Genomic DNA, 26,581 nt, shown 5'->3' with positions numbered 1-26,581 from the left:
GTGGATGCGTCATAATCCACGTGTTGCCAAAGCCAACTCCGCATAATCATGTCCGCCGCATAGTTGCGGAAATCGACTGGATGGCTGGCGAGGAACACCAGAGAATCATGCCAAACGAACCGCTCGGATCACCCGCTAGAAGTGTACCTGGTCGACATCCATGCCGGCGCGCACGATGTCCTCGCCAATGGCAATCTCGATCACTGCGGCTGCCACAGACGTCGCTACACCCTCCCAACTCGAGTGCCGCTCGGCCCGAGCTCGCGGTGCCAGGCGAACAGCTGTGACGGGTGAATGCCGATCCGGTGGGCAATCGCCGATACGCTCGCGCCAGGCTCCAGCGCTTCCGTCACAACTTGCGCTTTGAACTCGGCCGACCAGCGTCGGCGAAGCTACCGCGGCGCTCTCTCAAGACGGTCGGCGATCGCTTCAATCATGTGGAAAGTTCTAGTGCCAAAATTAGTTGCATTCCAAAATTAGTTGCATTCATAGAAGCCTCATATCGGCTTACAAACTCAGCAGCCGTAGCCCATCGTTCACCCACTCCGCTCAGCTCCAACGTAGTACTCGCACTGAATGGCTAGGCCTTTCTCGCCTGCATCGGGGCCTTGATGATTCCGGTCCCGGGGTTGGTGTCGCACTCGAGACGACTGTCGGTGTTGAGCTTTATGAGCCAACTGGTATCGCGGTGGGCTCATCTCAGCTAACGAGTGCCACGGGTATGCGCTCCTCACAGAGGACTATCGCACTCCGACGCCTTCGCGGTGGATCCCCCGGGTCTGTCTCCAGAAGCGAGTTCAGCCGGGAGCACAGTGTTTCCCATATTGCGGCAGCACGACCTGTCACACAGCTGTCATGCTTCATGATTTTAATGTGCTAGAAGTCTAGAACGAATGGGGTGACTCAGCTTGATTGCTAGTACTCGACCTGCCGGACTGGAGCCGGCAGAATGAAAACGCCACCGTCGCCGCACTTCATTGCTGTAGACCTAAAGCGCTATTTCAACACTCGACGCCGGCAGCTGGACGCGAGGCTCGGTCAGAAAGCTGGCGACAGCAATTGGAGCGCCAAGCTCCAAGGGCCCCAGACGCTTCGAGGCATGCCGTTTATTTTCGGCGACGAAGGTGGGGCAGATGTGCTAGCTCTGCGGCCTGCAGAGGCTCCTGTCAGCATTGTTCTCTCGCCGACGGTCGCCACCTACGTGATCTTTGTTCAGGCAGTCACCGATTGTCCACCTAAGACGCCCCACGGCTTCGGGCGTATCGGGCCGACACGCCCTAACGACGGCAGTGACCTTGGTGAATTGGTGTCGACCTACTCGCTCCAATATGCCGATGGCAGCGAGGTCGAGGTGCCCGTGTTGCGGCGCTTCGGAATTCAACAGAGGCATATCTCTTGGGGCGCTAGTCCTTTCGAAGCAGTACCGGCGCGGGAACCGAGCGTACATGCGACCCATGGTGAAGATGTCGCGCTCGGACGAGCGTCAGGCCTGAGTTTCGGGTATGCCGAAATGCGAGCGAATTCGGGGCGCCGTCTTAATGGCGAGAACCTGTGGCTTTATGCGCTGCCAAATTCGCAACCGCATAAGGAGATCACGGCCATTCGAGTGCGAGCGGAAAATGAGGTCTCGCTCATCTATGCGGTGAGTACCACCGAGCTAACCGAGCATCCCCTGCGCCTTCAAGGTCGCCGCAAGCTGAGAATGCGCCTGCCCCCTGGAGTGAATCTCAACACTCTAGGAGAAATCGATACTGACGATCGCGGCAATCAAATTGGTATCGACCTCGGAACCGTCATCTCTGCTCGCGCCGTACTAGAGTACTCGTGCTCAGACTGGCTGAGCGATCTGCATGACGTCCAGCCGGTGCGGTCTGGTCAAGAGGTTATCGTCGAATACTCCGCTCACCCTGATGCGAGACTTTACCTACGGTCTGACGACGGCAGTTTGCTCGTGCACGAGCTGCGTTCGTTGGAAGCTGCTCACTCGCCCACCGCCTCCCCACTGAAAGCCGTGGCCGTCGAGCCGGCCGCGAGGCCCGTGAAGTTTCGGATAATTGACAAAGACACAGGCTTGTGCATTGCCGCACGCCTACATGTGCATGGCCCACATGGTGAATATCTTCCGCCGAAGGGTTACCATCGGAAGGTGAATACCGGATTTTTCGAGGACTTCTTCGCCGAGTTCGCAAATGGCCTGAATCAGTATGCCTATGTGGATGGGAATTGCGTTGTCGACGTTCCGGTCGGTCCCATTTTCGTTGAAATAACAAGAGGCTTCGAGATGCGCCCGCTCCGGCGCATAGTCAACATTGGTGAGAGCACCGAGACCCTAACTTTCCAGTTAGAAAAAGTACTCCGCTGGCGCGAGCAGGGTTGGGTTAGTTCCGACACTCATGTTCATTTTCTTAGTCCGCAGACCGCTCTTCTCGAGGGGCGGGCGGAAGGGGTCAACGTCGTCAACCTGCTCGCGTCCCAGTGGGGCGAAATGTTCAGCAATGTTGGCGATTTCGACGGTCGAACGACGCTGGGAGCGAAAGAGTTGGGTGGCGATGGCGAGTTCTTGGTTCGCGTCGGCACCGAGAACCGCATGGAGGTGCTCGGGCACATCTCTCTTCTTGGATACGAGGGCGAGATCATTAATCCGTTGTGCGTCGCCGGTCCAAGCGAATCAGCGATCGGTGATCCTCTAGAAACCACCACGGCGAGCTGGGCGGAACGTTGCCATCGGCAAGGAGGACTCGTCGTATTGCCGCACGCTCCCGACCGGAAGGCGGGGCATGCGGCAAACATCGTTCTCGGATTGATCGATGCGGTCGAAATGATGACCGTCAATCCGCGAAACGCCCAAATCTGCGCTTTCGGACTGGCCGATTGGTATAGGTATCTCAACATTGGCTATCGTTTGCCGTTGGTCGCGGGTTCCGACAAGATGAGTGCTGCCTCGCTCCTTGGCGGTATTCGGACATATGCGCAGCTGGGAGACCGCGACTTCACCTATCGCAACTGGATGGACGCCGTACGGTACGGCGACACGTTCGTTACAGTCGGCCCGCTCGTCAGTATGACTGTAGAAGGGAGGCGCCCTGGAAGTACGATCCAGCTGCCTCCTGGGGGCGGTATGATTACGGTCGACTGGAGAATTGAGTCGGTCAGCGTCCCATCGAACCGCATCGAAGTCGTTCGTAACGGCGCGGTTGTCGATGAAACGCGCTGCGACGGGTTGTCGTGCCAAGGGCACCGTTTACTGCAGGTCGCAGAATCCTGTTGGCTGGCAATCCGGGTGAGAGGCAGTGTTGCTGGGCGTGATGCCGACATAGCCGCACATACCAGCGCTGTGTATGTCGACGTCGGAAATAGCCCTCTCTTCGCAACGACTGACGCAGTGGCAGTCCTTGCGCAGATCGAGGGGTCAATAGCCTACCTGGACACGGTGGCGCCGAGAACAGATGAAGCGCGGCACGCGCGCTTAAGGGCCACTCTGCAGCTTGCTCATCATCGTCTCCGCGAGCGGATTCACCATCTCGGCACAAGGCACGAGCACACACGCGTTCACTTTGCTCATATAAAACGTGAGCATTGATGGCAAACGAATCTGATTGCTCTGATTTACAGTGCGATGCATCTGTGCCTCTGGTCGCAATGTTGAGTCTCCGCATTCGCCGGCGCATTCTCGTCCGTTAGATTTCCCAAAGTTGTTTGCAATAAAACGCTTGAGCCGTACTGCGGTAGGCACTTTTTGTCGCTACGGTCCCGGCTAGCGATGGACCCTTTCACGAGCACAATCGATGTCATGCTTCCGACGAAGACTGAACAAGCGTGAGGTCCAGGCCATGTTCCAGGAGGAGAAGCCGCAGGATCTGCGGCCATTACTCGAGACCGGCTTCCGTCACTTCTCCGAGCTCGTGCGCACTGTCTACGACGACACCACCGTGCGCGTGGATCACAGCGACTATGCCGCGCGCCCTGCGCCGATCGGCAGCCAGGTCCTGGTACGCAGTTACGACACCACGATCGAGATCTGCGACCGCAGCACTCAAGCGATGCTGCGCGTTCATGCCCGCGCCGCACGGCCCGGTTCGCTCGCACTGCCGGACAACGAGCGCCCGTTCAATCCATCCCGTCAGACCGCCCTTCCTGCTGGCAAGCGCCCGCGACATCGACTGCAAGCGAAGGCGCTCTGTCAGCACCTGTTCGACACCGAAGGCCGCGTCGGACAACGCGCGATGTGGGGCATTGTCGGACTTGCGAAGAAGTATCCGGCCCGGCTTGTCGAGCAGGCCTGCGATCACGCGGTGTGTCATCACATCCATCGCTACAAACAGGTGCGCGCCATCGTCGAGCGATTGTGCGAGCAGGCGCTCGATCGTCTCGATCGAGCACCACAACTCACGATGTCTCTGACGCAGGATCATGCACCGATCCGTCCCGCAGCCGAATACGGCGAACTCTTTCACCTCGGTGCCCAGACAACGAGAGCCGCCAGGTTCGATCGCCTGTTCGAAGACTTCGCCATGGCCCGCCTCGACGGTCGCTTCCCACGTCTGATCGACAAGCTCGCGCGCGTCCGGTTGCTCATCGTGGTGGGAGATCCGCTGCTCTCCGCAGCGATTGCACTGTTCGACATTGCCGCCGAGCGCAGCTGTTCGACAGCGCTCGATCGCAGTCATTGCTGCACGCAGTGAGTTCCAATGCTGCTCTCGCCAAGCAGCACCATAGCGGCGGAATATATCCGCTACTCCGGCCTGAGCGTCCCATGAGGCTTGTCTTCACAAATGAGCCGGATGGGCGGCGATCCGGGCGAGGATATCCACAAGCCACGCCCGGCGGTCTGTGACGCAGCAAGACTAGTAGATGAAACAGCGGCGGATACGACCGATTTCTGGTCAGCCCTACCGGCTTCTCCACGCGTCACGCTAGTTGCCGTGCTTGTCGATACGGTTACCCTGGTCGTCGATCGGATAACCTTCGTCAGGATGAATGCTCACGCCGCCCGGAAAGTGCGGGCGATCAAGTGCTTTTAGGAAGAAATCCTTGCTGGGGAGACCTTCCAAGTATTTCTCTAGACGGGGATAGTAGGCTTCTCCGGTGCCAGGTGGGACATCCTGGGGAATGCGAGTCTCGACGCCCTTGATGATGTTCGCCTTGAGAGCGTCAAAGCCCGGCTTTCGCCATGTCATATATCCCAATACCATCGGCACTTCCATAGGCGTCTCGGCATCGACCACATAGGCTGACGCCATCTTTATTCGATAAGCCGTTGAGATGCCGTCATACTTGCCAGTATTCGCATTGTACATGCCGTCGACGTTGCGGCGAAGCGCGTAGTACATTGCGACATGGTCCTCGTGATAGGTAGCGTCAGCAGCGCCGGCGCCGCCTTGAAAGGCGATACTTTCGGCATAAAGATCCCGCCAATTGCGGTAGCCGCCGATTAATCCGGTGGCGCTCAAGCCATCATGCGCGATGTTAAGACGGATTTTTCCATTGCTAAAATTGCTGTCCTCCCAGACTTGCCTGGCATTTGTGGCGAGGCACGGCATGTGCAGATGTTCAACCTGCTCGGTCTCCACCACCCCGTTTTTGATCTTGGCCTTCAGCTTGGTGTATAATGCCGAATTTAGGATTCGATAGGAATAATCTATCGCGATGTCACCGCGCGCATCTTTGACGGTTTTGTCGGGTGAATAGCCAATTTCCAGTGTAGCGTCGCTGTCATTCAACGGGTCCTGGTTACCGGAGATGCGGAGAACTATGGTAAAGAGGCCAGTCCGAATTGAATCCATGGTCTGAACGGCGGAAAGGGAGTTGCCGTTGCCGCGTGAGAACCGTTCGCATCCCCAAGCACGGTAAAGCGCATTGTCGATGCCCTTCTCACCGTCGGGATTGACGAAGTCATGAGGTCCGATCTTGCTGTCCAGATTGAATCCTTCAGCGATGCGGCTGGTCACTTGCGGTTGCCCCGTATCTTCCGCCGCCCAGGGATTGACGTAGGTTTCGATGCCTTTCTTGTAGCCGCGGTAGGACAGAGCGCGAAACGAAATCCCTTGAGCGGCCTCAGGCCCTCCCTCAATCTTATCTAGTCCTGGGGGATTGGCGATCCAGTCGATCTCCTGTTGCGACCGCCACTTTTGGCGCGCCAGCGTGCTCTTGATCTGCTCAGGGTTGGTATAGTTGTTCGTGTTCGTCGTCCCATGCGGGCAGTCCACGCCCGGCTCAACCTCCCCATAGCGGGTGAAACCGGGACGTCCGCCATAGCGGAATGCAAATTCATAGGCGCTCACTACATAGCCGCGGGTCCAGGGCGCGGCCGCGGCGGGCAGTGCGGTGCAGCCGGTCACGGCTAAAACTGCCACGCAAGCCATCAGACTTTTTTTCAGAACCATCACGTTCACCTCCCAGCGGCAGGATTCAGGAAACGACCACTGTTCCAACCATTCCCATCGCTTCGTGAAACTTGCAGACATATTTGTAGGTGCCCTTGACCGTGAAGGAATGGCTGAAGGTGGCGTCTTCCTCCATGTTGCCGGAATCGAACGGCGCCACGCCCACCGGCAGCGCGACATCAGAAGCCGTGGATGCCTGCGCGGGATCGAAAGTGACCGAGTGGGTGATGACGCCAGGATTGGTCCACTTCACCGTGTCGCCCACGCTGATATTGACGGTCGCGGGCACGAACCCGCCTTTGGGACTATTCTTCATGGAAACATCAACGGTCTTGCCTTGAGCCAGCACGGGTGAGGCAGCAAAGAAACCCAGACTGGCGAGCATTTCTGTAAAAGCACGACGATGAATCTTCATTGGAGATTCCTTGCGATTATTCCGGCGGAGAGACTTGGTTGATCAAGAGGTCGGATACCGCTCCAGCCTCAAAAGCCAGGGGATTGGCGTCATCCATCTGGCCCTCATGGAGGACAATGTCGGCGCTGACCTCGAAATCAGTAATGCTTTTGAGATCTTCGGTGGCGATTGCTGTGCCCGCGAATGGACTCCAGCTCTTCCAGACCGGCGAGCCTTTGACCTTGTAGCGCCAGACCGGGCGGAAATATTCCATCCGGAAACTGTAGCGCAGGCCGGCGGGATCGCGTTTGGGCACGGGCGCCGTGTCACCATTGGAGCGTGATTCAACAAATGTGAACCAGCTCGCCTTCTGCTCCATGGTCAGTTGCGCGGCGCGATAGGCGAGATACTTCTCGATATCGTCGCGTGTGGTGAACTTGTGGCCGGCGACCACTAGGTGAAGCCGGGCGGCGTCCTTTTTTGTCACTGTGAACACACCCGGCTTGGCGGGCGGCACCATGGGGAGATTGTCGGAGGAAGCCTGGGCGGGCTTGGCCGGCGCTGGCGTCAAAGCCGGGGTGGCCGTCGGATCGGCTGCCAAACTGATCCCGGCCGAGGCGCAAAGCGCAGCGAGGGCCAATCCGGTAGCAATATGGCGTTTCATTCTTCCCTGCCTTGTCTTGGATCCTAGAAATAGAAACCGATCGACACTGCGTACACGATGGCTGTAGCGACGACCGCGCCGATTAAAAATCGCCAGAAGGACGCGCCCTGCATTTCCATTTCGGCAGCATTACCAACATCGCCCGCATCAACCCGGCACTTGCCGTGGATCATGGGGCCAATGAGATTCCGGCGCTTGTAGAATAAGTAGAAGATCACCGCCGCCAGGTGCAGCGCGATCACCCATAGGAGGATATTGAACCAACGATAGTGGAGATGCGCGAGATGGCGGCCCTGCTTGAAGGTGATGTAGCTCGACAACGGTCCCGAATAGAGCCCGTCCACATCGACCGCGAACAGGCCAAGGATTACCACCGCCAGGACCAGGCCCAGCATCACAACAATACTGATCGCTCCCAGGGCAGTATGGCCATGGCTCTGGGGCGTGCCGCGCCTATGCAGCGTACTGGCATAGTCGAGAATGGCTTTGGGGCCCCGCACGAAATTGACGAAGCGGGCCGTCGAGGAGCCGACCAAGCCCCAATAAAGACGCATCAGCACGATCCAGAGGATCGCGTAGCCGCTCCACAGGTGATATTTGAGTTCATTGTTGGCGCCAGTCCACCAGCATACGCAGATCCCGATCACCAGCAGCCAGTGCATGACGCGCACCGGCAGGTCCCAGACTTTGAGGTCCGTTGTGTCGGCGGGCGCCGTTTCCATGCGGCCGGCCTCAGACAAAGTCATCGGATTCCTAGTCTTCATCGTAGTCGGGCGATCGATAGCGGTCATGGCAGGATTTACAGGCCTTGCCCATCGCTTCCACCTGCACCTTCAGGGCGTTCGCGTCCTTGCTGACCGCAATCTGATTTAGCTTGGCTGCCTCGACCTCCGCTATTTTGCCCAGCGTTACGAAATTATCATTGCTCTGCCAGATTGCCGGGAGCGCATATGTCTTGACTCTGGACTCAGGGCCGCTGCCCTTGGGAAACCAGTTTAGCAGGTAGCCGCTGCGATCTTTGACCGTCTGAGCGTTAGGCGCGACCGTATTGTCCCAATCAATCGTTCGCTTCTTCAGCTCGTCACTGATCGCCTTGAGTGCACCGCCCATGTCTCGGAACTTGTCCTGGCGGGACTTGATCTGAGCGACTTCTGCCGGACCGGCGCCGGCCCCCAAGGCAGCAATGCCAAGCGTCAGACACGCCGCTGCGGCGACACACCGATAGCTCAACACAGACATACGAACAAACACTCCCAACCGATGCGACTAGCCCACTGGTGATGGATGAACGGATACGACTATGTCAGCAGGTCGGTGTAAGGCTGCCTGACTTCCATGGAGCCCTTGCCCCAGACGTCCTGCGACACGCCCATCGCCTTCAGAAGCGTCAGGCCGACGCGCGACACCGGATTGCCGTCGCCGGCGACGTGATAGCCTGTCTTCATCCGGCCGCTGGCGCCGCCGGCCACCAAGATTGGAAGATTCTCCATGTCATGGACTCTGGCATTGCCCGATTCGCTAAAGGCGAACACCAAGCTGTGGTCGAGAACCGTGCCGTCGCCCTCGGGAATTCCATCCAGCTCCTTCAGGACCCCTGCGAACAGTTCCATGACGTCGACATTGAATTGGGCCACGCGCGGCTGATAGCCCAAGACCGGGTCGATTAGCTCTTCATGGGTGGTCTGGTGGTAGGTCGAGGGGTCGCCGGGCTCAAAGAGGCCAGATGACCCCTCGGAGAGGCTGAGGTTGAATACGCGGGTCTGGTCGGTGGCGAGCGCCAGCGCACCAAGCCGCGCCATCAAGGGCGTGCTCTTGCGCAGGTTCAGTAGGGACCTGTTACACATCATCTCGGCCGGCGCGTCGGGGATGGCCACCTTGGCCTGGATTTCGGGGCGTTGCAGCTGCGCGGCCATCTGCAGCTCGGCTTCGCGCACTGAGGTGAAATACTGGTCCATGCGGGCGCGGTCGGCGGCACCGAGATTCTGCATCACCCGCTTGCGATTGTCGGCCACAACCGAGAGCACGCTTTGTTGGATCATCACTTGAGGATCCGGTTTCCACTCGCCCTTGGTGGGATCCTGGAAGCCGGGCCCGAACAGGCGGGTATAGAGCGAAAGCGGCGAGATTTCCGCCGGCAAGGTGTTGGCGCCGCCAAGGCTCGAAAAGCTCTGCTTCGGATCGCCGCAGGCAGTGGCGGACACCGATTTAAGACGGGTGCCATGGGAAATGACGTCGGCGACCTGCTGGTCGATGGTCTTGGAATCGAATTCGTTATTCTTTGTGGGCGAAATTCCCGTCGCGGCCGCCGCCAGGCCCGACCAGTGCTGAAAGTTGGGATTGTCGTCCAGGGGGACACGCAGGCCGCTGAACACGTTCAGCTTGTTGCGGAAGGGCTCGAGCGGCTTCAGCTGCGAGGTCATCTCATAGTTCTTGCCGCCCGTCTTGGGAACCCATAGCTGCTTAGTCAGGCCAAGTGGGAAGAAGAAGGTGTTGAAGCGCATAGGAAGCGGCTTTCCCGTCGCGGCTAGCGCTCCGCCTTTGCTGTCCAGAAAGCAGTCGAGAAACGGCAAGCCCATGACAGCCAGAGCACCTCGGCATGTACCGCGGAGCAGAACTCTGCGATCGATCTTCATGACTAGTTCCTTTTTACTGGGCCGGGACCTTGCCTGCAGGACTGTTTGTTTCGGGAGTAGGCGCAGGCGCGCTGAAATAGTCCTTGTCCTCAACCATGGCCTTCAGTAGTGAACGTATGCGAAAACCGGAATCCGCGAAGGACTTGTAGGCGGCTTTGAGCGCGGAAAACGGAACGTCCTCGCTATTGTCGCCGCGGGAATAGGCATAGACCTTGCGCGCGAGGCAGGCTGTGTATTTGGGATCGTCGTGCAGGAACTGGCCAAGACCCTCTGCACCAACAAAATGCTTGCCCTTTATCGTGGCCGAAACGTCGATCAGCTTGCCATTTTCCATGACGCGTTGCTGACCGATGGTGTCAAAGCCCTCCAGCGACAGGCCGATCGGATCGCTGTGAGTGTGGCAGGAGGCGCAGCTGCTGTTGGTGGCATGGGCCATCAGTCGCTCACGCACGGTCTTCAATGGACCGCTAGTGTTGTTGACCACCGAGAAATCCACATTGGCTGGCGGCGCGGGCGTCGGCTCGCAAAGGAAGATATCCATCACCGCTACACCGCGCTTGGTGGGCGAGCTGCGGCCGGGATGGGAAAACATGGTCAGCATGCTGGCCTGGGTAAGAATGCCGCTGCGGCCGGAATCGGCAGGGAATTCATAGGGTATCCATTCGCCCTTGAACGGGAACGGAAGCCGGTAGTCGGCCGCCAGGTTGCGATTGAGGAAGGTTTTGCGCGTAGTCATCAGGTCGCGCATGTCGCCATTTTCATGCAGCGCCAGGTGAATGGTGGTGCGCAGCGTCTCTTCCTTCGCCGAGGCCGCGATGTCCAAGCTCCATTTCGGGTATAGGATGCTGTCCTTGGACACCGTATCAAAACTGTCGAGCTCCAACATGTCGTTGAAGAAAGTCCGCACGCCGATGTCCAGCCGCGGCGAAGCCATCAGGCGGTCGACCTGCTTCTCCAGCCCCGCGACCGTATTCAGCTCACCCTTTTCCGCCGCTTGAATCAATTCGTCGTCCGGCGTGGAGTCCCACATCAAATAGCTGAGGCGCGTCGCCCGGCTGTAAGGGTCCAGAGTCCATTGCTTGTCACCGGCGGGCACCGCGGTTTCCATGCGGAATACGAAATCCGGCGCCTGAAGCAAGCTGGCCAGACCGTAGCGCAGCCCAGCATAGAAATCGGCTTGCGACTCGGCCAAGCCATGGCTGAGATTGACGGCAGGCCGTATCTCGTCTGAGGTTAAGGGCCGGCGGTACAGCATTCGCCCATAACGGCTCAGTATCTGGGCCGTACAGGCATCATCGGGCTCCCTGGCTGACTTGGGCGCGCACGGAAGCTTGGCGCGGTATTTTTCCCCCGTCACCTGGACGGCAATGCCGTCCGCCATGTTGGAGAAGGACTCGAAGCCGACCGGCGTCACCGACAGCACCGATGTGCTGGCCGCTTGTAGGCCACCAATCCGGATCGCGGGATCAAAGGAGCCGCGCACTTCGATCTCCGGGCCGAAAATATCGGCAATAGAGTTGCGATATTCCTGCTGGGTCAGGCGCCTCATGCTCACCACTTGGGAGCTGGTGGTGGCATGGGCGGAGGTGATGGCGGCAGCAGCCATCGCGCCGGACGCCAACACGGTCAGAGATAGAAAGGACACCACGCATGCGCTCCACGTCGCGCCGTGCGCGTTTTCGCCCTTTGATCTCCGAGACATCGCTACTTGCTCTATGCTTCTAGACTTATAGAAGTATATAGGCGACGTGAATGACGATTTCATGACGTGAACGCGATTTCAATATCACCCTGTTTAGTCGGCCTTCTTCTACTGAGTGGCGACTGCCTCTTATCGCTTTGTCGTGCTCCGCTCTCGGGTTCGTTGCTGCTTACACTCTAGCAGCAAGCTCGAAGCCGAGTGCTGCCTGTCTGCCGCTTCTTCCAGTTCTATCTTTCAGCATCGCGGCACACCCAGCTTCCTTGCTGTTTTCATCCAAGGCACAATGCTCGAAGCCTTTGCTCGATTTGTTTCGATGTTGAACGCCCTATCTTTCGAGCGGCGACGACCAAGAATTCTAGTGTTCTTCTATACAGCCCGTTCTAGCTTCGCTCATGGTGCCAAGAGCCGCCCTGTGCTCACCTGCAAATCCTCAAGCTGCTTGCACAAATCCTGAATATGTGACGTGGTTTGCGCGGCGCCGTCGCGTCCAACGAAAAAGAAATGACCACCCTCCACGTACCGACAGAGTCGGGTTGGAAGTTGCAAGGCCAAATCTCGCAACTGCGTCCAGTCGAGCGCCGGGATCGGTTTGGCTGCAGAATACTCGGAGAAGAACTTATGGCTGTTCAGGAACCCCCACGTCGCCTGATCCGTAAGAGCGTGTCGCGCGTCGCCTATGTGTGTAGGCGCGATCACGCCCGTGAAGGGATAATCCGGGTAGGTAAACGTTCCCAAGTCCGCGATTGTGTCGACCAGGGAATTGCGTTCAAGACCCGCGTGTTGATCTGGCTCACCCCGCAACCGGATCGGAGTGTTCACGACGTAGTACTCCGCGTATGCGGCAGCGTCGATGATCTCTGTCCCCTTCCAATTGATGTCGCGGAGAAAGGATTCATTGCGGGCGGAAAGGTTGCCTGGATTATCATTTCCAGTTCTCCAGAAGCCTTGCGCCGTAAACGATACCCCTCCCGGTTCGGCACGAACCATGCCGGGCAAGGGCGGTGTCGCTGCGAGTGCGATGAACCCTGGCATGTTGAGACCCAAACGGCGCGCGGCGACATTGAATGCCCGACTGGCTCGGCCCGCCATGCTCCATCCAATCGGCACGATCGGGCCATGCAGACCTCGCCTTTTCATGATCTCAGCGGTCATCACCGCGGCAGCATTTGCCCAATCTGTGACCGTCAGATCCGTGAGGCGACGCCGAAAGGCGCGATGATCCGATGGATAGGAAAGAGCGATGAGGCCCAGGCCGCGCAGCGCGAGCCAAAAATCAATGAAATCCTCCGCGCGGCTGCCGGGGTGACCGTAGAATACCCTTGCCAAGTGACCGCCGCCGGGAAGGCCAATGATCGTCGGCGACCCCGGCGCGCCCTCGCGGACGTATGCGATGGCAGGAACGCCGGAGGCTTCTACCAGAAACTCGGATGTTAGCAGGCCGTCCCGCTCATGCTGCGTCGGACTTGTGTTCATTGTACCGATATCGTGTACCAAGTGCGGTGGGTGCGTCGTAGCCGATCTGTCGTCAAATCAGCACTGCAGATCTTCAGCAAAGACCATCAGCCCGTCTCCTCTGCGCGCAAGACCCTGCGCACGCCGACAGATGAGCGTGCCCGTGACGCTTGAGTGGACAATGAAAGGTTCGTGCCAAGGCACCTCCGGCGTGAGGATTTGCCCTACCGGTTGGCCTCGCGACACGCGCGCGCCAAGCTCGATCAACGGCTCGAAGACGCCTGTGCTCTCGGCGTAAACGTAGTAACCGGTGTGGGGGCCAGGCCGCCTGAGGACCTTCATCGGACCTGGTGGAGGCAAATTTGCAATGGCATCGGGATCGAGTGCGCCGAGATAAGCGAGCACGCGAAGCACGCCGGCTTCTCCGAGCGCCACGGCCGCCGGCGAGACACCGCCCCCGCCTCCAAGCTCCGTCCCCAGACGCTCGATTCCAGCGCGGCGGCACGATCCAATCGTGCCAACGTCCGTAGTCGGCGGCTCGGAGAATACGTACCCAAGAGGCGATCCAAAGGCGCGGAGTATACCTAAAAGCCTTGAGCGGACCGCTTCGTCTTCGCTGTCGGTGACGCTCGGAGCGGGCAAATAGTTAAGCGAGTTTCCGCCGGAATGAAGGTCTATGAGAAAATCTGAGTCAGGGATCAGCGTCTTCTCGATAAAATTCGCGATGCGTTCAGTCGCTGTGCCCCGGGGATTGCCCGGGAAACTGCGATTCAAATTGCCGTTGTCCAGCGGCGATGTTCTCATACCCGCCAACGCCGCCGGCAGATTGATCGCGGGAAGAAGTACGAGGCGCCCACGTATGTGATGTAGGTCCAGTTCGCGCGCCAGCCTCGTCAATATGATTTGGCCCTCGAATTCATCGCCGTGGTTTCCTGCCATGAGCAGGATACGGGGTCCTTCTCCGTTGCGGAGCGCAACGATGGGTATTTGAATCTGCTGGTAAGCGGAATCGTTGGTCGAGGAGGGAAGGCTGATGGTTCCGGTTTGCCTACCATTCTTATCGAGGTTTATGTTCAATCTCATCGCGGCCCCTCGGTGCGCATGCGGCGATCACTGCCCTGCCTTGAATTCGACGTAGACGCTGAGATGAAGCGTCTGGTGGCTCAGTTCGGGGGGCGGAAGCGGATAATGCGCGCTCCTGACGGTGGCGAGTGCAGCCTGATCGAGTAGCGCAGAGCCGCTCGATTGCGCCAGTCTGATTGCCGATACGCGCCCGTCCAGAAAGTCGAACATCACGCGCGCACGACCATGCTGGCCTGACGCTCGCGCCGATGCTGGATAGACCAGCGCACTTTCTACAGCACGTCGCATTTGGCCTTGAAAACTCGACATCGCGCCAGCGCTCGGTGCCGCGCTTGCCGTCGCTTGTTGCTGCGCTGGGCGCGCGGCCGGTTTCCGCTGGACCTGCCGCGGTGGTTTTGCCGGCTTGGGGCGTACGACCGGCGCCTCCGCCTTCGGAGGCGGCGGAGCAGGTTCAGGTGGAGCAACCTCTGCCGGCGGTGGAGGGACCTCCGCGGGCGACGGAGTAACCTGAGGATCTTCCGCTACCGGGGGAGTCTCCTCGGGCACCGGCGGATTTTCCGCGACCATAGGAGGCGGATCCGCTGGAGCTTCGGCCGGCGCAGGTGGGGCGGCCACCAGCGAGATCTGCATGGTCGGCGCTGATGATTCGATCCTGGCCGGACGTTGTGCGAGCCAGCCGACGACCGCAAGAAAACAGAGGCCCTCTAGCAGTAGCGCTGCGGCAAACGATGCGGGCAGTGCGGAGCGCTCCTGCGGCGGGCTAAACTGATCGGCTGTCGCGATGGTCACAACGATTACACTCCTACTTCGCTTCCTTCGCGGCGAGCCCCACCTGGACGATGCCGGCTTTGCGGCACGCATCCATCACAGCGAGAAGATTCTGCAGCGTGGCGGTGCCGGCTCCGGCAATGGTAACGGCAGCGTGCTCGCGGTCCGGTTCGCTCGCCAATTTTGTCGTCAGCTCATCAATAGTTAGTTTTTGACCATCCGTCTCGATAGCGCCGTCGGCAAACAGGGTAACGACGATCTTTGGGTGGGGCAGATCCTGTGCCGTACTGCTTTGCGGAAGCTGTGAGGCGATGCCGGTCGCCGGGATCATTCGCAGCGTGATCATGATGAAGAACACCAGCAAGAAGAGCATGATGTCGATCATCGGGATGATTTCAATGCGGCCCTTCCGCACCTCGAGATATCGCATCGGTCAGGTCCCCGTATTAGCGATCGGATGAATTGCGGGGCTGTGAGAACGCTTTTCTCCTGAAGCTATCCGCGGCGCATCGAGACGGTTGACAATGGAGATCTTCAAAGTCTCAAGTTGATGGACGATAAGCCGCGTCCAGTTGTTCAGGCTGTTGAAACAAACGAGACCGACAATAGCGATAAGCAGGCCGCATGCGGTCGCGATCAGAGCCTCGCCGACACCGCCCGTGATCTGCGTCGCCGCGTTGCCGGCGTCGCCGAGAACTGCGAACGCCTTGACCATACCAGCGATCGTGCCAAGAAGGCCAAGCAAGGGCGCAAGCGTCACGACTGTGTCGAGCATCCACAACCGGCTATCCAGCTTGGGTACCTGCCAGAGGATCGCCTCCTCCAATAGCTCGGACATCCGATGCGCATCCTTCAGCTCCGAATGATGGAGCGGCACTTCCAGCAAGGCGCGATGCGGTAGCCGCGGCGATTTCTCGACGAGGTCTGCAAGTGTCTTGCGGTCGAGATGTGCGAATTGCGCGATGACACTGGTGACGCGCTTTCCGCGACGGATGGTCCGGCCCAGGTACCAGAAGCGATCGATAATCACGGTGAGAGCGATTAATAGTAGGACGGCCATTACATAGAGAATGCCGTCGGACTGCGCCGCGAGCTCGGTGAGATGATCCAGGGTCATGTTTGTTCCTTCGGTGGTGATTTGGCGGTCAAAACTGCACAGTCAGGCTGCTATAGATGTTCCGGCCGATCTGCGTGTAGAACAGCGGCGTCACTGACCCGCCGGAATAGCCCGCAAAGTCTACGATCGCATGACTGTTCAGGATGTTGTCGATCCCGAACTTTGCCGTAACAGCGGCCAAATTGGGCAGTGGGTTCTTGACCTTGTAGGCGATGGCCATGTCGAGCTGATTGAACGGTGACAACGGTTGCTTTTCTCCGACGTCGCCGAAGCGCATTCCGACCCATTTATCCGTCAGCGAGGCATGCCAATTGCCCTCTTCGTAAATCAGGCCGGCCGCAGCCGTTGCGTTCGGCGCCTGGGCGATCCATTGCCCGGTCCGCTTGTCCTTCGCGCTGTTGAGGCTGCCGTTGGCAAACACGCTGAAGCCGTTGCCGACGTGGACCGTTCCTTCGACTTCAACGCCCTGGTAGATCACGCCACCGATATTGAAGTAGTTGGTGATACCGCCGATCGTCTGCGATGCGATCATATTGTTGAAGTCGATGTAGTAGACATCGCCGGCGAGCGTGAAGGTATTGCTCTGGTAGGACGTGCCGACCTGATAGTTCAATGTCGTTTGAGGTTGAACATTGGATCCTGGCGTCACAATAGGTGGGGACAAAAAGCCTTCCGCGGCCTGCGCGTACACCGACCAGTTGGACGACAGCTTGTAGTTCGCGGCAAGCGCGGGCAGGACCTTCGCCCAACTCTGAGCATAGTCCAGTGGCCCGTGGGTGTTGGGATCGACGAGCGACGATTGGCTACGACTGACATACGCGTATTTCGCGCCGGTCGTAATCGTCAGATCGGGCAGCGCTTTCCAGTCTGCCTCGACATAGGGTTGAAAAGTATCCAGCGCGAGGTGCTGGTTGTAGATGGTCGAGATGTATCTCTGCGCCAACGTCATATCGACGTTGAAATTAGCCCGATAGGCCGGCTGATGCTCCGCCCATGCCCCGACCTTCACGTCACCAAAAAACGTGTCCTTGGTAAGCGCGACCACATCGCCATAGGAGCGGTAGTTTACCGGATTTGAAATGCCAGGCACGTTCGTGGCGCCGAAAATCGTGCCGTTGCTGGAATTGTCACTGACATCCTTTCCCGTAAGCAACCCTGCGGTGTTATAGCCGTAGGTGTAGATCTTATTCTCGACATGCCAGCCATCACCATAGTCGGACTTTAGGCCAAGGTATTCGAAATCGGTCTGGAGCCTCCAGCGGTTGTAGCCCGCGTACGACTGCTGGTTTGGAGAAGACGACAGGCCGTAGTTCGGACCGTAGGCAGCGATTTGGGCTAGCGACCTGCCCTGAAAGTAGTTCCTTGTCTCATCATTGTAGATCGATACAAAGGTGAGCATCGTATTGTCGCTGAGCGGCTGCAGCACCTTTAGCGCCGCATTTTCTCGCTCTTTTGCGTTGTTCGTGTAATAGCCGTCACTCTTCGTGAACTGCGTGTCGAGGAACAGCGACGCACCGTTTGCTCCTTTGATCTGACCGGAATCAAATTGCAGACCGTAGAGCTGGGTGTTGAAGCTGCCGTAGCTCGTCGTCGCCGTCGTAGCCATAGCCGACATTGGGGACTTGGTTTGGAGCCCGACTGTGCCGCCGAACGTCGCATCGCCTACGGTCGACGCTGTACCCGGGCCGCGGTCAATCATGACCTGCCCCAGGTCGTTCGTCATGATGAAGGTTCCGCTGCGCTGGGTCCCACCGAAGTTCCGGAGCGGGATTCCGTCTAGGGTGGTGTTGAACTGACCATTTTGAAAGCCACGGATCGAGATTTTTGCATCATCTCCACCGCTTCCGCTCGGCGACGTCATGACGCTCGGCGCGACGTTGATGACCTTGTCGAAGTTACTGGTCGAGGGAATATTGTTTTCGATGTAGTGCCTGTTGATGACGGACGTCGGCTGCGTCACGGTCAAGGGCGTTGTCGTCGGCGCTTGATACACGGCCGAATTGACATCGCCCACAGTATCCGCGGTCTCGACGGTCCCGAGGTCCGTCGTCTGCTGGGCGTGAGCACCCGTCGCCCCAATCATCGGCGGAACGCTTGCAGCCAGCCAAAGCGCGGCGCAATGGCGCCTGATCCCCCGCCGGTCTGCGGTACTCGAAACTCGTCGCATAACCCCTCCTGTTGCCCCGTTTGAGCCCACCTGCGTGTTCATCGTCAGGGGCGTTCGCGCCCCCAATCGTTCTATAATTATAGTCTAGTATCGACGGTTTTGTGACAGTCAGAAAATCGCGTACTTTTCACTTGCTGAGTGCCTGGTCCCGGTCGGTGCCGCTGAGGGATGAAATCGATTGCTAGACTAGCTGGCGCGATCGCAAGGCGAGCCACGCGGCGCTTGAGCCAATGCATTGGGCTTGGGGTCTAGCAAATCATGGCGCGCGAAAGTTGCGAATACGCTCGTCTTTAGAGTTTAACGACGCGTCGCAGGAGTGCCTGCCGCATCATTTGGGCAGCAGGGCCTTAATATCGTCAGCAAGGCGCTCGAGCGCCGGAACTGGAAGTTGCCGAAGTCTCATGACGTCGCCCACACGATCCTCGATCATCATATCGATCCGGCCAGCGTTTTCGCCCGGGAAAGCGTACCAGCCTCTACTCTGCGGGAGAGAACGCAGCGCCGCCTGCATGTCTGGATGCGCCGCATAGTAGTCGGCGAGGGCTCCGTTCGAGATTGCGATTTCGTTGGCGGGAACATAGCCAGTCGTCGTTCCGACCAAGCTTTGTCCCTCTGCGCCGGTTACGAACTTCATGAAACGCCATGCGAGGTCCTGCTGGGCAGGGTCGGCCGTATGCATTACGACCGTTATGCCGGCTGTGGGGAACGATGCGTCACTTCCAGTCATTGGCAGCGGAGCTGTGCCGATTTCGAACCGGCCGGCCACTTCGCTTTCAAATGATGCGAGGCTGCTGCTCGAATCTAAAAGGATCGCGATCCGCGCCCCTGTAAACGCCTGCCGCGACTGCGATTTGGTCATGTCGACCTTCGCCTGTCCGGCGAGACCGATGCGACGTATCAATTCCATCGCCTGTTGACCGGCTTTGTCCGTAAAGGTGATCTCAGAGTCATCGGAATTCATCATGGATCCGCCGAAGCAGCCCACCAGCCCTTGGAACATGAATGAGTTGTATTCAGAGAAGAGTCCGAGGACCTGGGTGTTTTCTGACTGGATACGTCTGGCGACATCTAGGATGTCGTCCCAATTGCTAGGGATAGACCTAGCTCCCTCTTGAACCTTCGAGACGAGAGATTTGTTATAAAAAACGATAGGAAAGGACATCCCGACACCCAGACCGTAAGTCATCTTGGCGACGCGGCCGGCCGATGCCACCGAGGAGGAGTAGAGTTGTGAATTCCACGCAGGATCGGCATTCATGAACCGGTCCAGCGGTATCAGCAAATTGCGGTCGGCAAGTAGGCGGAGATAGTTGGAGCCCTGAAAAGAGACGTCCGGCAAGTCACCGAAGATCGCCATTCGCAGAGTCTGCCGCATGATCGCGGGCTGGTCGAATTGCGAGACGTCAAGATCGATCCGAACATCGGGATTCTCTCTCTCGAACGCAGATGCCAGCGCGCGAAAGGCCTTTGAAAAGGTCGAGGGCGCCGCGGAAACACGCAAGACCCTGGGCTTAGCAAATGCAACGTTTCCGATCAAAACCGCACCGAGGATTACCGCGGCGAGCGAGCAACACAGACTGATGAACTTCCGAACTCTCATTTGACGCTTCCGGCCGTGAGTCCTTCGACAAACCAACGCTGCGCGGCAAAAAAAGAAATGACCAGTGGTGCCACAACCACAGTAGCTCCCGCCATCAATGGTCCGTAATCATTGCCGGTTTCCGCATTGGCGAAGGTGACGATGCCGAGCGACGGAGGCATAAACTTTTGAGAGTGCACTACGAGGAGTGGCCAGAACAGATCGTTCCAGTGGCTGACGACCGAGACAATCGAAAAGGCGATGACGGCGGGAAGGGACATGGGCAGCATAATCCGCCACACGATGCTCAGCTCCGAAAGACCGTCCAGGCGAGCGGCATCGACGATGTCGTCAGGGATGGACATAAAGAATTGGCGGAACAGGAAGATGCCGAAGGGTGAGACGACAAACGGGAGGATCAGCGCGGCATATGTATTGAGAATTCCGAGCCAGTAGCAGAGAATGAACAGCGGCAAGGCCAACACCTGATGCGGAATGAGCAAACCGATCAGTACGACCCCGAAGAAGGCCTGCCGACCGACGAAGCGAATTTTCGCAAGCGCATAGGCCGCTGGCGCGCAAACGATGATTTGCAGCAGAAGGATCGCCGAGCATACGATCACTCCGTTCAGCATGTACCTTGGCAAAGGCGCTGCGGTGAGCGCCTTGGTGTAGTTCTCCACCGCGAACCAATGCTCCGGCAACAATGTAAAGTTCGACGAGAAGAGTTCAGCCGGCGGCTTCAAAGATAAGCTTACCATCCAGATAAAAGGCACAAGAACGAGCGAGCCGGTCGTGATGAGTATCACGTGGCGAACCGCGCCAGCCAGAATTTTCGTACGCGAGGTCATGGGTGAGACGTCCGGGTGTTCACGACGCGCGCCTGAATCGCAGCAAGTGCGATAACAATCACCAGAAAGATGACGGCGATGGCTGCTCCGTAGCCCGTCCTCAAATACTCGAAACTCTCTCGGTACAGTGCGTACAACAGCATGACGGAGGCGTCGTCTGGCCCTCCCCGCGTCAGGATCTGGACGATATCGAAGGTCGCAAAGGCGCGCAGCGTCACGACGATGAGGACGAAGAGGGAGACCGGAGCAAGCGACGGCAGCGTCACGATCTGCAAGCGATCGAGCAACCCGTCGGCACCATCGATTTCGGCGGCATCGTAAAGCTCCCGCGGAATGGCTTTGAGGCCCGCGAGGAACAGCACCAGCGCCAAGCCGAGACTTTGCCAGGTGCCGATGACCGCCAGGATGGGCAAGACGGTCGTCTCGCTACGTAGCCAGTTGGCCGTCGGCAACCCAATAGCCGCCAATACTTGGTTGACTAAGCCGATAGTCGGATGCAGCAGCGCCTCCCACACGATTGCCATGGCGGCGAGTGAGGTCATAAACGGCAAGAAGTGGATCGCACGATAGAAGGCGCGCAGGGTCTTACCGCTCTCGATCAGGAGCGCCAGGGACAGCCCGAGAACCAGCGTGCTTGGCACAACCATAAGTAGGTAAGCGGCCGTATTGAAGAGCGCCGCGCGGAACGCCCGATCGGCGAGCAGACTGGTGAAGTTCGCTGCACCAACGAATGACAATGTCTTTGCTCCGAGATGCCAATCGGTCGTGGCTATCGCGAGAACCGCGGCCCCCGGCAGGATGAACAGCGCAAAGATGAGGATCAAAGCCGGCCCGACCAGGACATAGCCAGCAAGCGTCTCCGAAGAGTCTGGCTCGACCCGCAACTGTCGTTCGACAACAGATGACTGTTCCGACATCACTCTCCGTAGCTCCGAAGCTGTGCAACTTGACCATCGCCCTCGAAAAGCCGACGTCCATCGGCGGAAAACAGTAGCGCCTGTTCTCGCCGCACTCGGAGATGTACTGTTTGCTCGGATTGAAGCTTTGAGGCTAGCTCGACCGGAAGGCGCGCAACCAAAGGTTCGCTCAAGCCCGGGACGTCGACATAAGCGAACAGATCGGCGCCAACATGCTCGACATAGCGCAGCCTTCCCGTCAATGTATTCAGGCCGACGCGCTCGGCAAACTGCAGCGACTCTGGGCGAATACCGACCGTGACGCTGCTTCCAAAATCCAGCGCATTGTCGATCGCAATGGTAGACTCCGCAATAGCCAAGAGTCCCTCGCCTCTCGGCGCGGCCTCGAGCAGGTTGATCTTAGGCGCACCTATTAATTCGGCAACTCGTCGATCCGCGGGACAGGCGTAGATCTGCCGCGGCGATGCCACTTGCGCCAGTTGACCATCCAGCATGACCGCGACGCGATCGGACATGGTCATGGCTTCGGTCTGATCATGGGTGACGTAGACGAATGTCACACGAAGGCGACGATGCAGTTCCTTGATTTCGCCGCGCATCTGGATGCGCAACTTCGCGTCCAGATTGGAGAGCGGCTCGTCCATCAGAAAGACTGCAGGGTGACGAACCATGGCCCGGCCGACGGCCACGCGTTGACGCTGCCCGCCGGAAAGTTGGTTGGGTTTGCGCGAAAGGAGATGATCGATCCCAAGCGCCTTCGCGGTCCGCGCTACTTCGGTCTTGATCTCGGTGCTCACCGAGCGAACATTTGGGAGGAGAGCACGTATGACAGGAAGTCGCTGCCAAGCCGAAAGTCTACGCATTCTCAGAGGCAGCGCCATATTCTCCGAGACTGTCAGATGCGGGTAGAGGGCGTATGACTGAAACACCATCGCGACATCGCGCAGCTTGGGACGAAGGTGATCGACTCTGATGCCGGCGACCTCGATGGTTCCGCAATCCTGCTGCTCGAGCCCCGCGATGATTCTGAGCAGGGTGGATTTACCGCACCCCGACGGACCGAGCAGAGTCAGAAACTCTCCATCGCGGATGTCGAGCGAGAACCCGTTGAGGATGGGAGCAGAGCCGAACGATTTGGAAACTCCGCGAATTGATACGCCAGCCAAAGGATTTCCTCAACATCTGCACTGAGATTATGATTATAGAACCATTACCTCATGACCGTTTGATGACGAGGCCCGTGCTGGCTCGAAGGTCGAATGGGGGGCATGAAATGGTGCTGAGGGGGCAGGCAGTTTCTGCGACAGGGTTTGGGCGGCGCCCCGGGTCGCTCGACGCACTATTCCCAAGAGACAGCGCCGTTGGCCGACCCAGTTTCGGCGGGCTTGACTTTCCAGGACATACTTCGCCAGACGAGGGCAGCGTGTCTAAAGCCGGACCTCAGCGAGCGCTATTGAGGGCATCGACCGCGTTCGGCCGACGAGGGTCGGTGCGAGCTGACTCGTGCCTGCCATTCGCGAGGAATCAGATGTCCACAAGCAAACTTACGCGGCCGGCGCTATAGCAGGTTTCGGCATACACGACTGGGGTGTCCTTGCTGTCAACCTGAACGATCTCCGTCAACAGAACGTAAGCGCTCATTGGCATCTTCAGATGGGCTGCCTCTTCCCGGCTCGGCGGCCGCGCACGGATTCGGATTGCCTTGCGTCGAAAATCCTTCACACCGATGGACTTGAAAATCTTGCCGAAAGAAAAGTCCTCTGTGGGCTCGTTACCTATGACCTTGAAAGCCTCCTCCACACCTGGCATCCGCTGCACCGGAAAATAGTTGTAATTGTAGTTGACCGGAAATCCATCCGCTTCGCCCAGCAGGGTCACGAAGAGAACCGGGCCGCCGGGCTTAATTTGGAGTGGCGTCGCGATCTCTAGTGGGGCGCGAATTCTATCCACAGCGATAACTGTACGTGAAGGCGTGCGATTGCCGTCACGCAGATTCTGCTCGAACCAACTTCTGGCACCGAGGCGCAATTCAATGGGGTTCACGACGGCGAAGGCGCCCCGCGCACGCTCGATCCTTACAAAACCCTCCGATTCCAGGTGTGCGATCGCCTTCAGCACGGTGTGTCGATTGACACTGAAGCGTGCAGCAAGCGACTCACTTGAAGGCAGACGCTCGCCCGCTGTGAAGACGCCACTTGCAATATCCTCGGCGAGCGCGTCTCCGACCTGTCGCCACAGGCTAATGCCCGCGCGCTCGATCCGATTTGAATTTTCCTTCACCACTGCGCCTTCCCTGCTGAGCCCACACAAGCGTACACGTAAAACTGTTTTGGAAATAGCCGTATAGAACCTTTGACTCTTGAACGTTGTATGGTTATAGAATTAAAGTCCACCCGCAGCCAAAATTCGACTGCGAGCGATTCTTTGCAGATACAACCCTAGCTTCCATGGAAATCCAAGCTCCGCAAGTTTGCCACCCTCCTCGTGAGATCTCGCTTGTTGATTTCACTCGTTCATTACCGCCTGCGGTGCCTATGCTTGACGCCAAACTGGCTCGCGCGCTTCAGCAGCTTCGTTCCGACCATGGTCTGGACAGATTCATTCATGGTGGCGCCGCACGCGGTTCGTCCAGCGGAAGACTAGGTGGAGCGCGCTATCTGGCGCCACGCCTTGGCGATGCGATCGATATCGAATGCATCCTCACGACCAACGGGACCCAGAGCGCGCTCCTTATCCTGCTTCATCATTTGGTCGGCAAAGGTGGCCGATTGCTAGCGGAACGCTTGTCTTACGGAGCCTTGCGTGAGCTTGCCGAGATGGCCGGCGTGCAGTTGGTGGGACTAGATATCGACGAGGACGGTATTCTGCCTGACGCCTTCGAGAGAGCTTGCCGGAACGGCGGCGTTCGCGCCCTTTACTGCAATCCCACGGTGCAGAATCCGACGACGGCGATCATGCCGTTATCCCGTCGGCTCGCTCTTGCAGATATCTCCCGCCGTTACGGCGTGCCCATCATCGAGGATGATGCCCTTGGACGCCTGCATCCCGTTGCCGTCCCACCGATTGCCAAGATCGCGCCTGATGTCGTGTGGTACGTGATGAGCGCAACGAAGGGACTCGCACACGGATTGCGTTTGGCGTACGTGGCGGCGCCCTCGCCGGCGCACTGCGATTCGGCGCTGGCGCCGGTCAAACGGCTGTCGTTCTGGACTGCGGCTCCACTGTTGGCTGCCGTCGTTGCAAATTGGACGCTTTCGGGCACTGCAGATTTGATTTCCGCGGCGATCCAAGAGGAGAATATGGCGCGAGAGGTCATTGCCCGTGGCGCCCTAGGCCGCTTCGGCCTTGTCTCAAAGCCCGGTTCGATGCATGTCTGGTTGCCCTTGCCGCCACCATGGACGAGCGACAGCTTTGTACGATCGGCGGTGGCTGCCGGCGTATCCGTTAGGAGCGCCGAGCTCTTCGCCGTCGATAATCAACCCGCGCCAAACGCAGTGCGATTGTCGCTTTCAACGCCATCGAGCCGGAGAGCGGCTGAGGTCGGCATCACCCGGATAGCGGCTCTCCTAGAGAGCAGGCGCGCGGGGTAAGTTATTCAATGTGCTTGGTGCTCAACGGGGCTGTTGACGAAGCCGCTACTAGAACGGAGTCACGATGACCTCAAAATTGCGAGAAAAATTAGCCGAGGATCGGCTGTTACATGTCATGGCGGCTCACAGCCCCTTATCGGCAAAGCTCGTCGAGGAAGCGGGGTTCGATGGAATCTGGGCTTCCGGTTTTGAGCTCTCGGCTCTTTACGGCCTGCCTGATTTGTCATTTGTCAGCATGACTCAGCACCTTGATGTGGTGCGCGCAATGTCAGGTTCTACGCATTTGCCGATCATTGCCGATATCGATACCGGCTATGGTAATGCCATCAACGTCACACACGCAATTGCTGAATACGAGCGTGCCGGCGCTGCGGCAGTCGTCATCGAGGACAAGACATTTCCCAAGGTATCCAGCCTTGCGACTACAGGCCGGCAGGAGTTACTTCGGATCGAGGAGTTCAAAGGCAAGATCGCTGCGGCGCTTGCTTCGCGGCGAGATCCTAACTTTTTGGTCATCGCTCGGACCGAAGCATTGATCGCGGGTTTGGGGGAGGCGGAGGCGCTCAAGCGCGCAACAGCTTATGAGTCGGCTGGCGCCGATATGATCCTCATCCATTCTAAGCAGAAGACGCCAGATGAGGTAGAAAGCTTTGTGCGCGCCTGGAGCGGCAATGCTCCGATAGTAATCGTGCCCACCGCTTATCCAGAGATGAACGAGGTGCGGATCTGCGCACTGGGCAAAATAAGGATGGTGATCTACGGCAACCATGCAATCCGTGCCTCTGTGACGGCGATGAAGGATGTCTTTGCGCGCATTCGGCACGATGGCGGCATACTTATGGTAAACAAGGATATTGTTTCCGTCGAGGAAATCTTTCGACTGCAGGGTATGGACCGGGTGAAAATTGCCGAGGAGCGGTTCCTGCGCTGAATTCTCGTTCTGTCCTGCCGAGCTCCAATGCTGGGCGTGTGAATACGTCCAGGGTCCTCGGTCCGCATTGGGTCCATATCAGAGGAAATTGCCCCCTCTGGCGGGATTCGCGATGTAGTGCTCTCTAACTCCGCTACACCTCCAGCAGAATGCGTTGCTGGGCTAACCCGACACAAAACCGTGAGCCGATTCGCATACCTTTTCTGCCAAAGCGAAGAGATCTACCAGCTCGGTGCGACAAGCTTAGCAGGTTGTGGAAAGGCCCTGCGGTAATCATTTGGCGCAATGTCAGAAAAGTCAAACAATTTAAGCTCTGAGGGTCGATCCGACTATGTAGTGGTAGCTCGATC

At 58.3% G+C, this 26,581-nt stretch carries 22 protein-coding genes and 2 pseudogenes; 4 read left to right on the top strand and 20 right to left on the bottom strand.

The features are described 5' to 3' along the window. Positions 1-224: 224 nt before the first annotated feature. Positions 225-353 carry a transposase gene (locus SO180_RS19100; protein ID WP_449380380.1) on the bottom strand — a complete coding sequence of 43 codons (129 nt, stop codon included), beginning with the start codon at positions 351-353 and terminating at the stop codon, positions 225-227. A 596-nt stretch (positions 354-949) separates the two neighbouring features. Here SO180_RS19100 and SO180_RS19095 point away from each other — a divergent pair. After that, a complete protein-coding gene (locus SO180_RS19095; RefSeq protein WP_449380379.1) occupies positions 950-3,580 on the top strand; it encodes a CehA/McbA family metallohydrolase in 2,631 nt (876 codons plus the stop codon). A gap of 232 nt (positions 3,581-3,812) precedes the next feature. After that, a pseudogene (locus SO180_RS19090) lies at positions 3,813-4,490 on the top strand (Mu transposase domain-containing protein); the annotation flags it as partial. A gap of 92 nt (positions 4,491-4,582) precedes the next feature. On the opposite strand, the pseudogene SO180_RS19085 reads toward SO180_RS19090, so the two are convergent. The 19 genes and pseudogenes from SO180_RS19085 to phnF form a co-directional block, all read right to left on the bottom strand. Then, positions 4,583-4,755, bottom strand: a pseudogene (locus SO180_RS19085) (transposase zinc-binding domain-containing protein); the annotation flags it as partial. A 158-nt stretch (positions 4,756-4,913) separates the two neighbouring features. Continuing rightward, the gene (locus SO180_RS19080) at positions 4,914-6,386 is read right to left on the bottom strand and encodes a hypothetical protein (RefSeq protein WP_449380378.1); all 1,473 of its coding nucleotides are present in this window, start codon (positions 6,384-6,386) and stop codon (positions 4,914-4,916) included. 22 nt (positions 6,387-6,408) lie between these two features. Next, positions 6,409-6,798: a cupredoxin domain-containing protein gene (locus tag SO180_RS19075; RefSeq protein ID WP_449380377.1), complete on the bottom strand. Its 390-nt coding sequence runs from the start codon at positions 6,796-6,798 to the stop codon at positions 6,409-6,411. Positions 6,799-6,814: 16 nt separating this feature from the next. Beyond that, on the bottom strand, positions 6,815-7,417 hold the full coding sequence (locus SO180_RS19070; protein ID WP_449380376.1) for a CC0125/CC1285 family lipoprotein: 603 nt from the start codon (positions 7,415-7,417) through the stop codon (positions 6,815-6,817). Between the two features lie 47 nt (positions 7,418-7,464). Continuing rightward, positions 7,465-8,163 carry a cytochrome b/b6 domain-containing protein gene (locus SO180_RS19065; protein ID WP_449380375.1) on the bottom strand — a complete coding sequence of 233 codons (699 nt, stop codon included), beginning with the start codon at positions 8,161-8,163 and terminating at the stop codon, positions 7,465-7,467. Positions 8,164-8,194: 31 nt separating this feature from the next. Then, the gene (locus SO180_RS19060) at positions 8,195-8,680 is read right to left on the bottom strand and encodes a c-type cytochrome (RefSeq protein WP_449380374.1); all 486 of its coding nucleotides are present in this window, start codon (positions 8,678-8,680) and stop codon (positions 8,195-8,197) included. Between the two features lie 59 nt (positions 8,681-8,739). After that, positions 8,740-10,074: a DUF1552 domain-containing protein gene (locus SO180_RS19055; RefSeq protein ID WP_449380373.1), complete on the bottom strand. Its 1,335-nt coding sequence runs from the start codon at positions 10,072-10,074 to the stop codon at positions 8,740-8,742. 13 nt (positions 10,075-10,087) lie between these two features. Next, positions 10,088-11,722, bottom strand: coding sequence for a DUF1592 domain-containing protein (locus SO180_RS19050; RefSeq protein WP_449380372.1), 1,635 nt, complete (start codon positions 11,720-11,722; stop codon positions 10,088-10,090). A 444-nt stretch (positions 11,723-12,166) separates the two neighbouring features. Then, complete coding sequence (locus SO180_RS19045) at positions 12,167-13,249, bottom strand: hypothetical protein (protein ID WP_449380371.1); 1,083 nt, start codon at positions 13,247-13,249, stop codon at positions 12,167-12,169. A 57-nt stretch (positions 13,250-13,306) separates the two neighbouring features. Beyond that, the gene (locus SO180_RS19040) at positions 13,307-14,311 is read right to left on the bottom strand and encodes a succinylglutamate desuccinylase/aspartoacylase family protein (RefSeq protein ID WP_449380370.1); all 1,005 of its coding nucleotides are present in this window, start codon (positions 14,309-14,311) and stop codon (positions 13,307-13,309) included. A 27-nt stretch (positions 14,312-14,338) separates the two neighbouring features. Then, complete coding sequence (locus SO180_RS19035) at positions 14,339-14,620, bottom strand: energy transducer TonB (protein WP_449380369.1); 282 nt, start codon at positions 14,618-14,620, stop codon at positions 14,339-14,341. A gap of 493 nt (positions 14,621-15,113) precedes the next feature. Next, positions 15,114-15,509 (bottom strand): ExbD/TolR family protein, encoded by a 396-nt coding sequence (locus SO180_RS19030; protein WP_449380368.1) that lies wholly within the window; start codon positions 15,507-15,509, stop codon positions 15,114-15,116. 3 nt (positions 15,510-15,512) lie between these two features. Beyond that, complete coding sequence (locus SO180_RS19025) at positions 15,513-16,196, bottom strand: MotA/TolQ/ExbB proton channel family protein (RefSeq protein ID WP_449380367.1); 684 nt, start codon at positions 16,194-16,196, stop codon at positions 15,513-15,515. 28 nt (positions 16,197-16,224) lie between these two features. Further along, on the bottom strand, positions 16,225-18,363 hold the full coding sequence (locus SO180_RS19020; RefSeq protein WP_449380366.1) for a TonB-dependent receptor: 2,139 nt from the start codon (positions 18,361-18,363) through the stop codon (positions 16,225-16,227). A 328-nt stretch (positions 18,364-18,691) separates the two neighbouring features. Beyond that, the gene (locus SO180_RS19015; RefSeq protein WP_449380365.1) at positions 18,692-19,963 is read right to left on the bottom strand and encodes an extracellular solute-binding protein; all 1,272 of its coding nucleotides are present in this window, start codon (positions 19,961-19,963) and stop codon (positions 18,692-18,694) included. Further along, a complete protein-coding gene (locus SO180_RS19010) occupies positions 19,960-20,793 on the bottom strand; it encodes a carbohydrate ABC transporter permease (RefSeq protein ID WP_449380364.1) in 834 nt (277 codons plus the stop codon). The genes SO180_RS19015 and SO180_RS19010 overlap by 4 nt, the downstream gene beginning before the upstream one ends. Next, on the bottom strand, positions 20,790-21,710 hold the full coding sequence (locus SO180_RS19005) for a carbohydrate ABC transporter permease (protein WP_449380363.1): 921 nt from the start codon (positions 21,708-21,710) through the stop codon (positions 20,790-20,792). The genes SO180_RS19010 and SO180_RS19005 overlap by 4 nt, the downstream gene beginning before the upstream one ends. Beyond that, positions 21,710-22,876, bottom strand: a complete 1,167-nt coding sequence (locus SO180_RS19000) for an ABC transporter ATP-binding protein (protein WP_449380362.1) — start codon at positions 22,874-22,876, stop codon at positions 21,710-21,712. Before SO180_RS19000 ends, SO180_RS19005 begins: the two co-directional genes overlap by 1 nt. Positions 22,877-23,234: 358 nt before the next feature. Then, positions 23,235-23,993: a phosphonate metabolism transcriptional regulator PhnF gene (phnF, locus tag SO180_RS18995; protein ID WP_449380361.1), complete on the bottom strand. Its 759-nt coding sequence runs from the start codon at positions 23,991-23,993 to the stop codon at positions 23,235-23,237. A gap of 251 nt (positions 23,994-24,244) precedes the next feature. Here phnF and SO180_RS18990 point away from each other — a divergent pair, with 251 nt between their 5' ends. Then, positions 24,245-25,300: an aminotransferase-like domain-containing protein gene (locus tag SO180_RS18990; RefSeq protein ID WP_449380360.1), complete on the top strand. Its 1,056-nt coding sequence runs from the start codon at positions 24,245-24,247 to the stop codon at positions 25,298-25,300. 64 nt (positions 25,301-25,364) lie between these two features. Next, positions 25,365-26,231: a phosphonopyruvate hydrolase gene (locus tag SO180_RS18985; RefSeq protein ID WP_449380359.1), complete on the top strand. Its 867-nt coding sequence runs from the start codon at positions 25,365-25,367 to the stop codon at positions 26,229-26,231. The last annotated feature ends 350 nt before the right edge of the window (positions 26,232-26,581 follow it).

This window comes from Bradyrhizobium sp. UFLA05-112 (assembly GCF_053572325.1).
This window is presented reverse-complemented; position numbering and strand designations above follow the sequence as displayed.

Excerpts from the sequence above, each read along its gene's own strand:
- SO180_RS19095 (WP_449380379.1), top strand. The coding sequence starts at position 950 with ATGAAAACGCCACCGTCGCCGCACTTCATTGCTGTAGACCTAAAGCGC.
- SO180_RS19075 (WP_449380377.1), bottom strand. The coding sequence starts at position 6,798 with ATGAAGATTCATCGTCGTGCTTTTACAGAAATGCTCGCCAGTCTGGGT.
- SO180_RS19065 (WP_449380375.1), bottom strand. The coding sequence starts at position 8,163 with ATGGAAACGGCGCCCGCCGACACAACGGACCTCAAAGTCTGGGACCTG.
- SO180_RS19060 (WP_449380374.1), bottom strand. The coding sequence starts at position 8,680 with ATGTCTGTGTTGAGCTATCGGTGTGTCGCCGCAGCGGCGTGTCTGACG.
- SO180_RS19055 (WP_449380373.1), bottom strand. The coding sequence starts at position 10,074 with ATGAAGATCGATCGCAGAGTTCTGCTCCGCGGTACATGCCGAGGTGCT.
- SO180_RS19045 (WP_449380371.1), bottom strand. The coding sequence starts at position 13,249 with ATGAACACAAGTCCGACGCAGCATGAGCGGGACGGCCTGCTAACATCC.
- SO180_RS19040 (WP_449380370.1), bottom strand. The coding sequence starts at position 14,311 with ATGAGATTGAACATAAACCTCGATAAGAATGGTAGGCAAACCGGAACC.
- SO180_RS19035 (WP_449380369.1), bottom strand. The coding sequence starts at position 14,620 with ATGTCGAGTTTTCAAGGCCAAATGCGACGTGCTGTAGAAAGTGCGCTG.
- SO180_RS19030 (WP_449380368.1), bottom strand. The coding sequence starts at position 15,509 with ATGCGATATCTCGAGGTGCGGAAGGGCCGCATTGAAATCATCCCGATG.
- SO180_RS19025 (WP_449380367.1), bottom strand. The coding sequence starts at position 16,196 with ATGACCCTGGATCATCTCACCGAGCTCGCGGCGCAGTCCGACGGCATT.
- SO180_RS19020 (WP_449380366.1), bottom strand. The coding sequence starts at position 18,363 with ATGCGACGAGTTTCGAGTACCGCAGACCGGCGGGGGATCAGGCGCCAT.
- SO180_RS19015 (WP_449380365.1), bottom strand. The coding sequence starts at position 19,963 with ATGAGAGTTCGGAAGTTCATCAGTCTGTGTTGCTCGCTCGCCGCGGTA.
- SO180_RS19010 (WP_449380364.1), bottom strand. The coding sequence starts at position 20,793 with ATGACCTCGCGTACGAAAATTCTGGCTGGCGCGGTTCGCCACGTGATA.
- SO180_RS19005 (WP_449380363.1), bottom strand. The coding sequence starts at position 21,710 with ATGTCGGAACAGTCATCTGTTGTCGAACGACAGTTGCGGGTCGAGCCA.
- SO180_RS18990 (WP_449380360.1), top strand. The coding sequence starts at position 24,245 with ATGCTTGACGCCAAACTGGCTCGCGCGCTTCAGCAGCTTCGTTCCGAC.
- SO180_RS18985 (WP_449380359.1), top strand. The coding sequence starts at position 25,365 with ATGACCTCAAAATTGCGAGAAAAATTAGCCGAGGATCGGCTGTTACAT.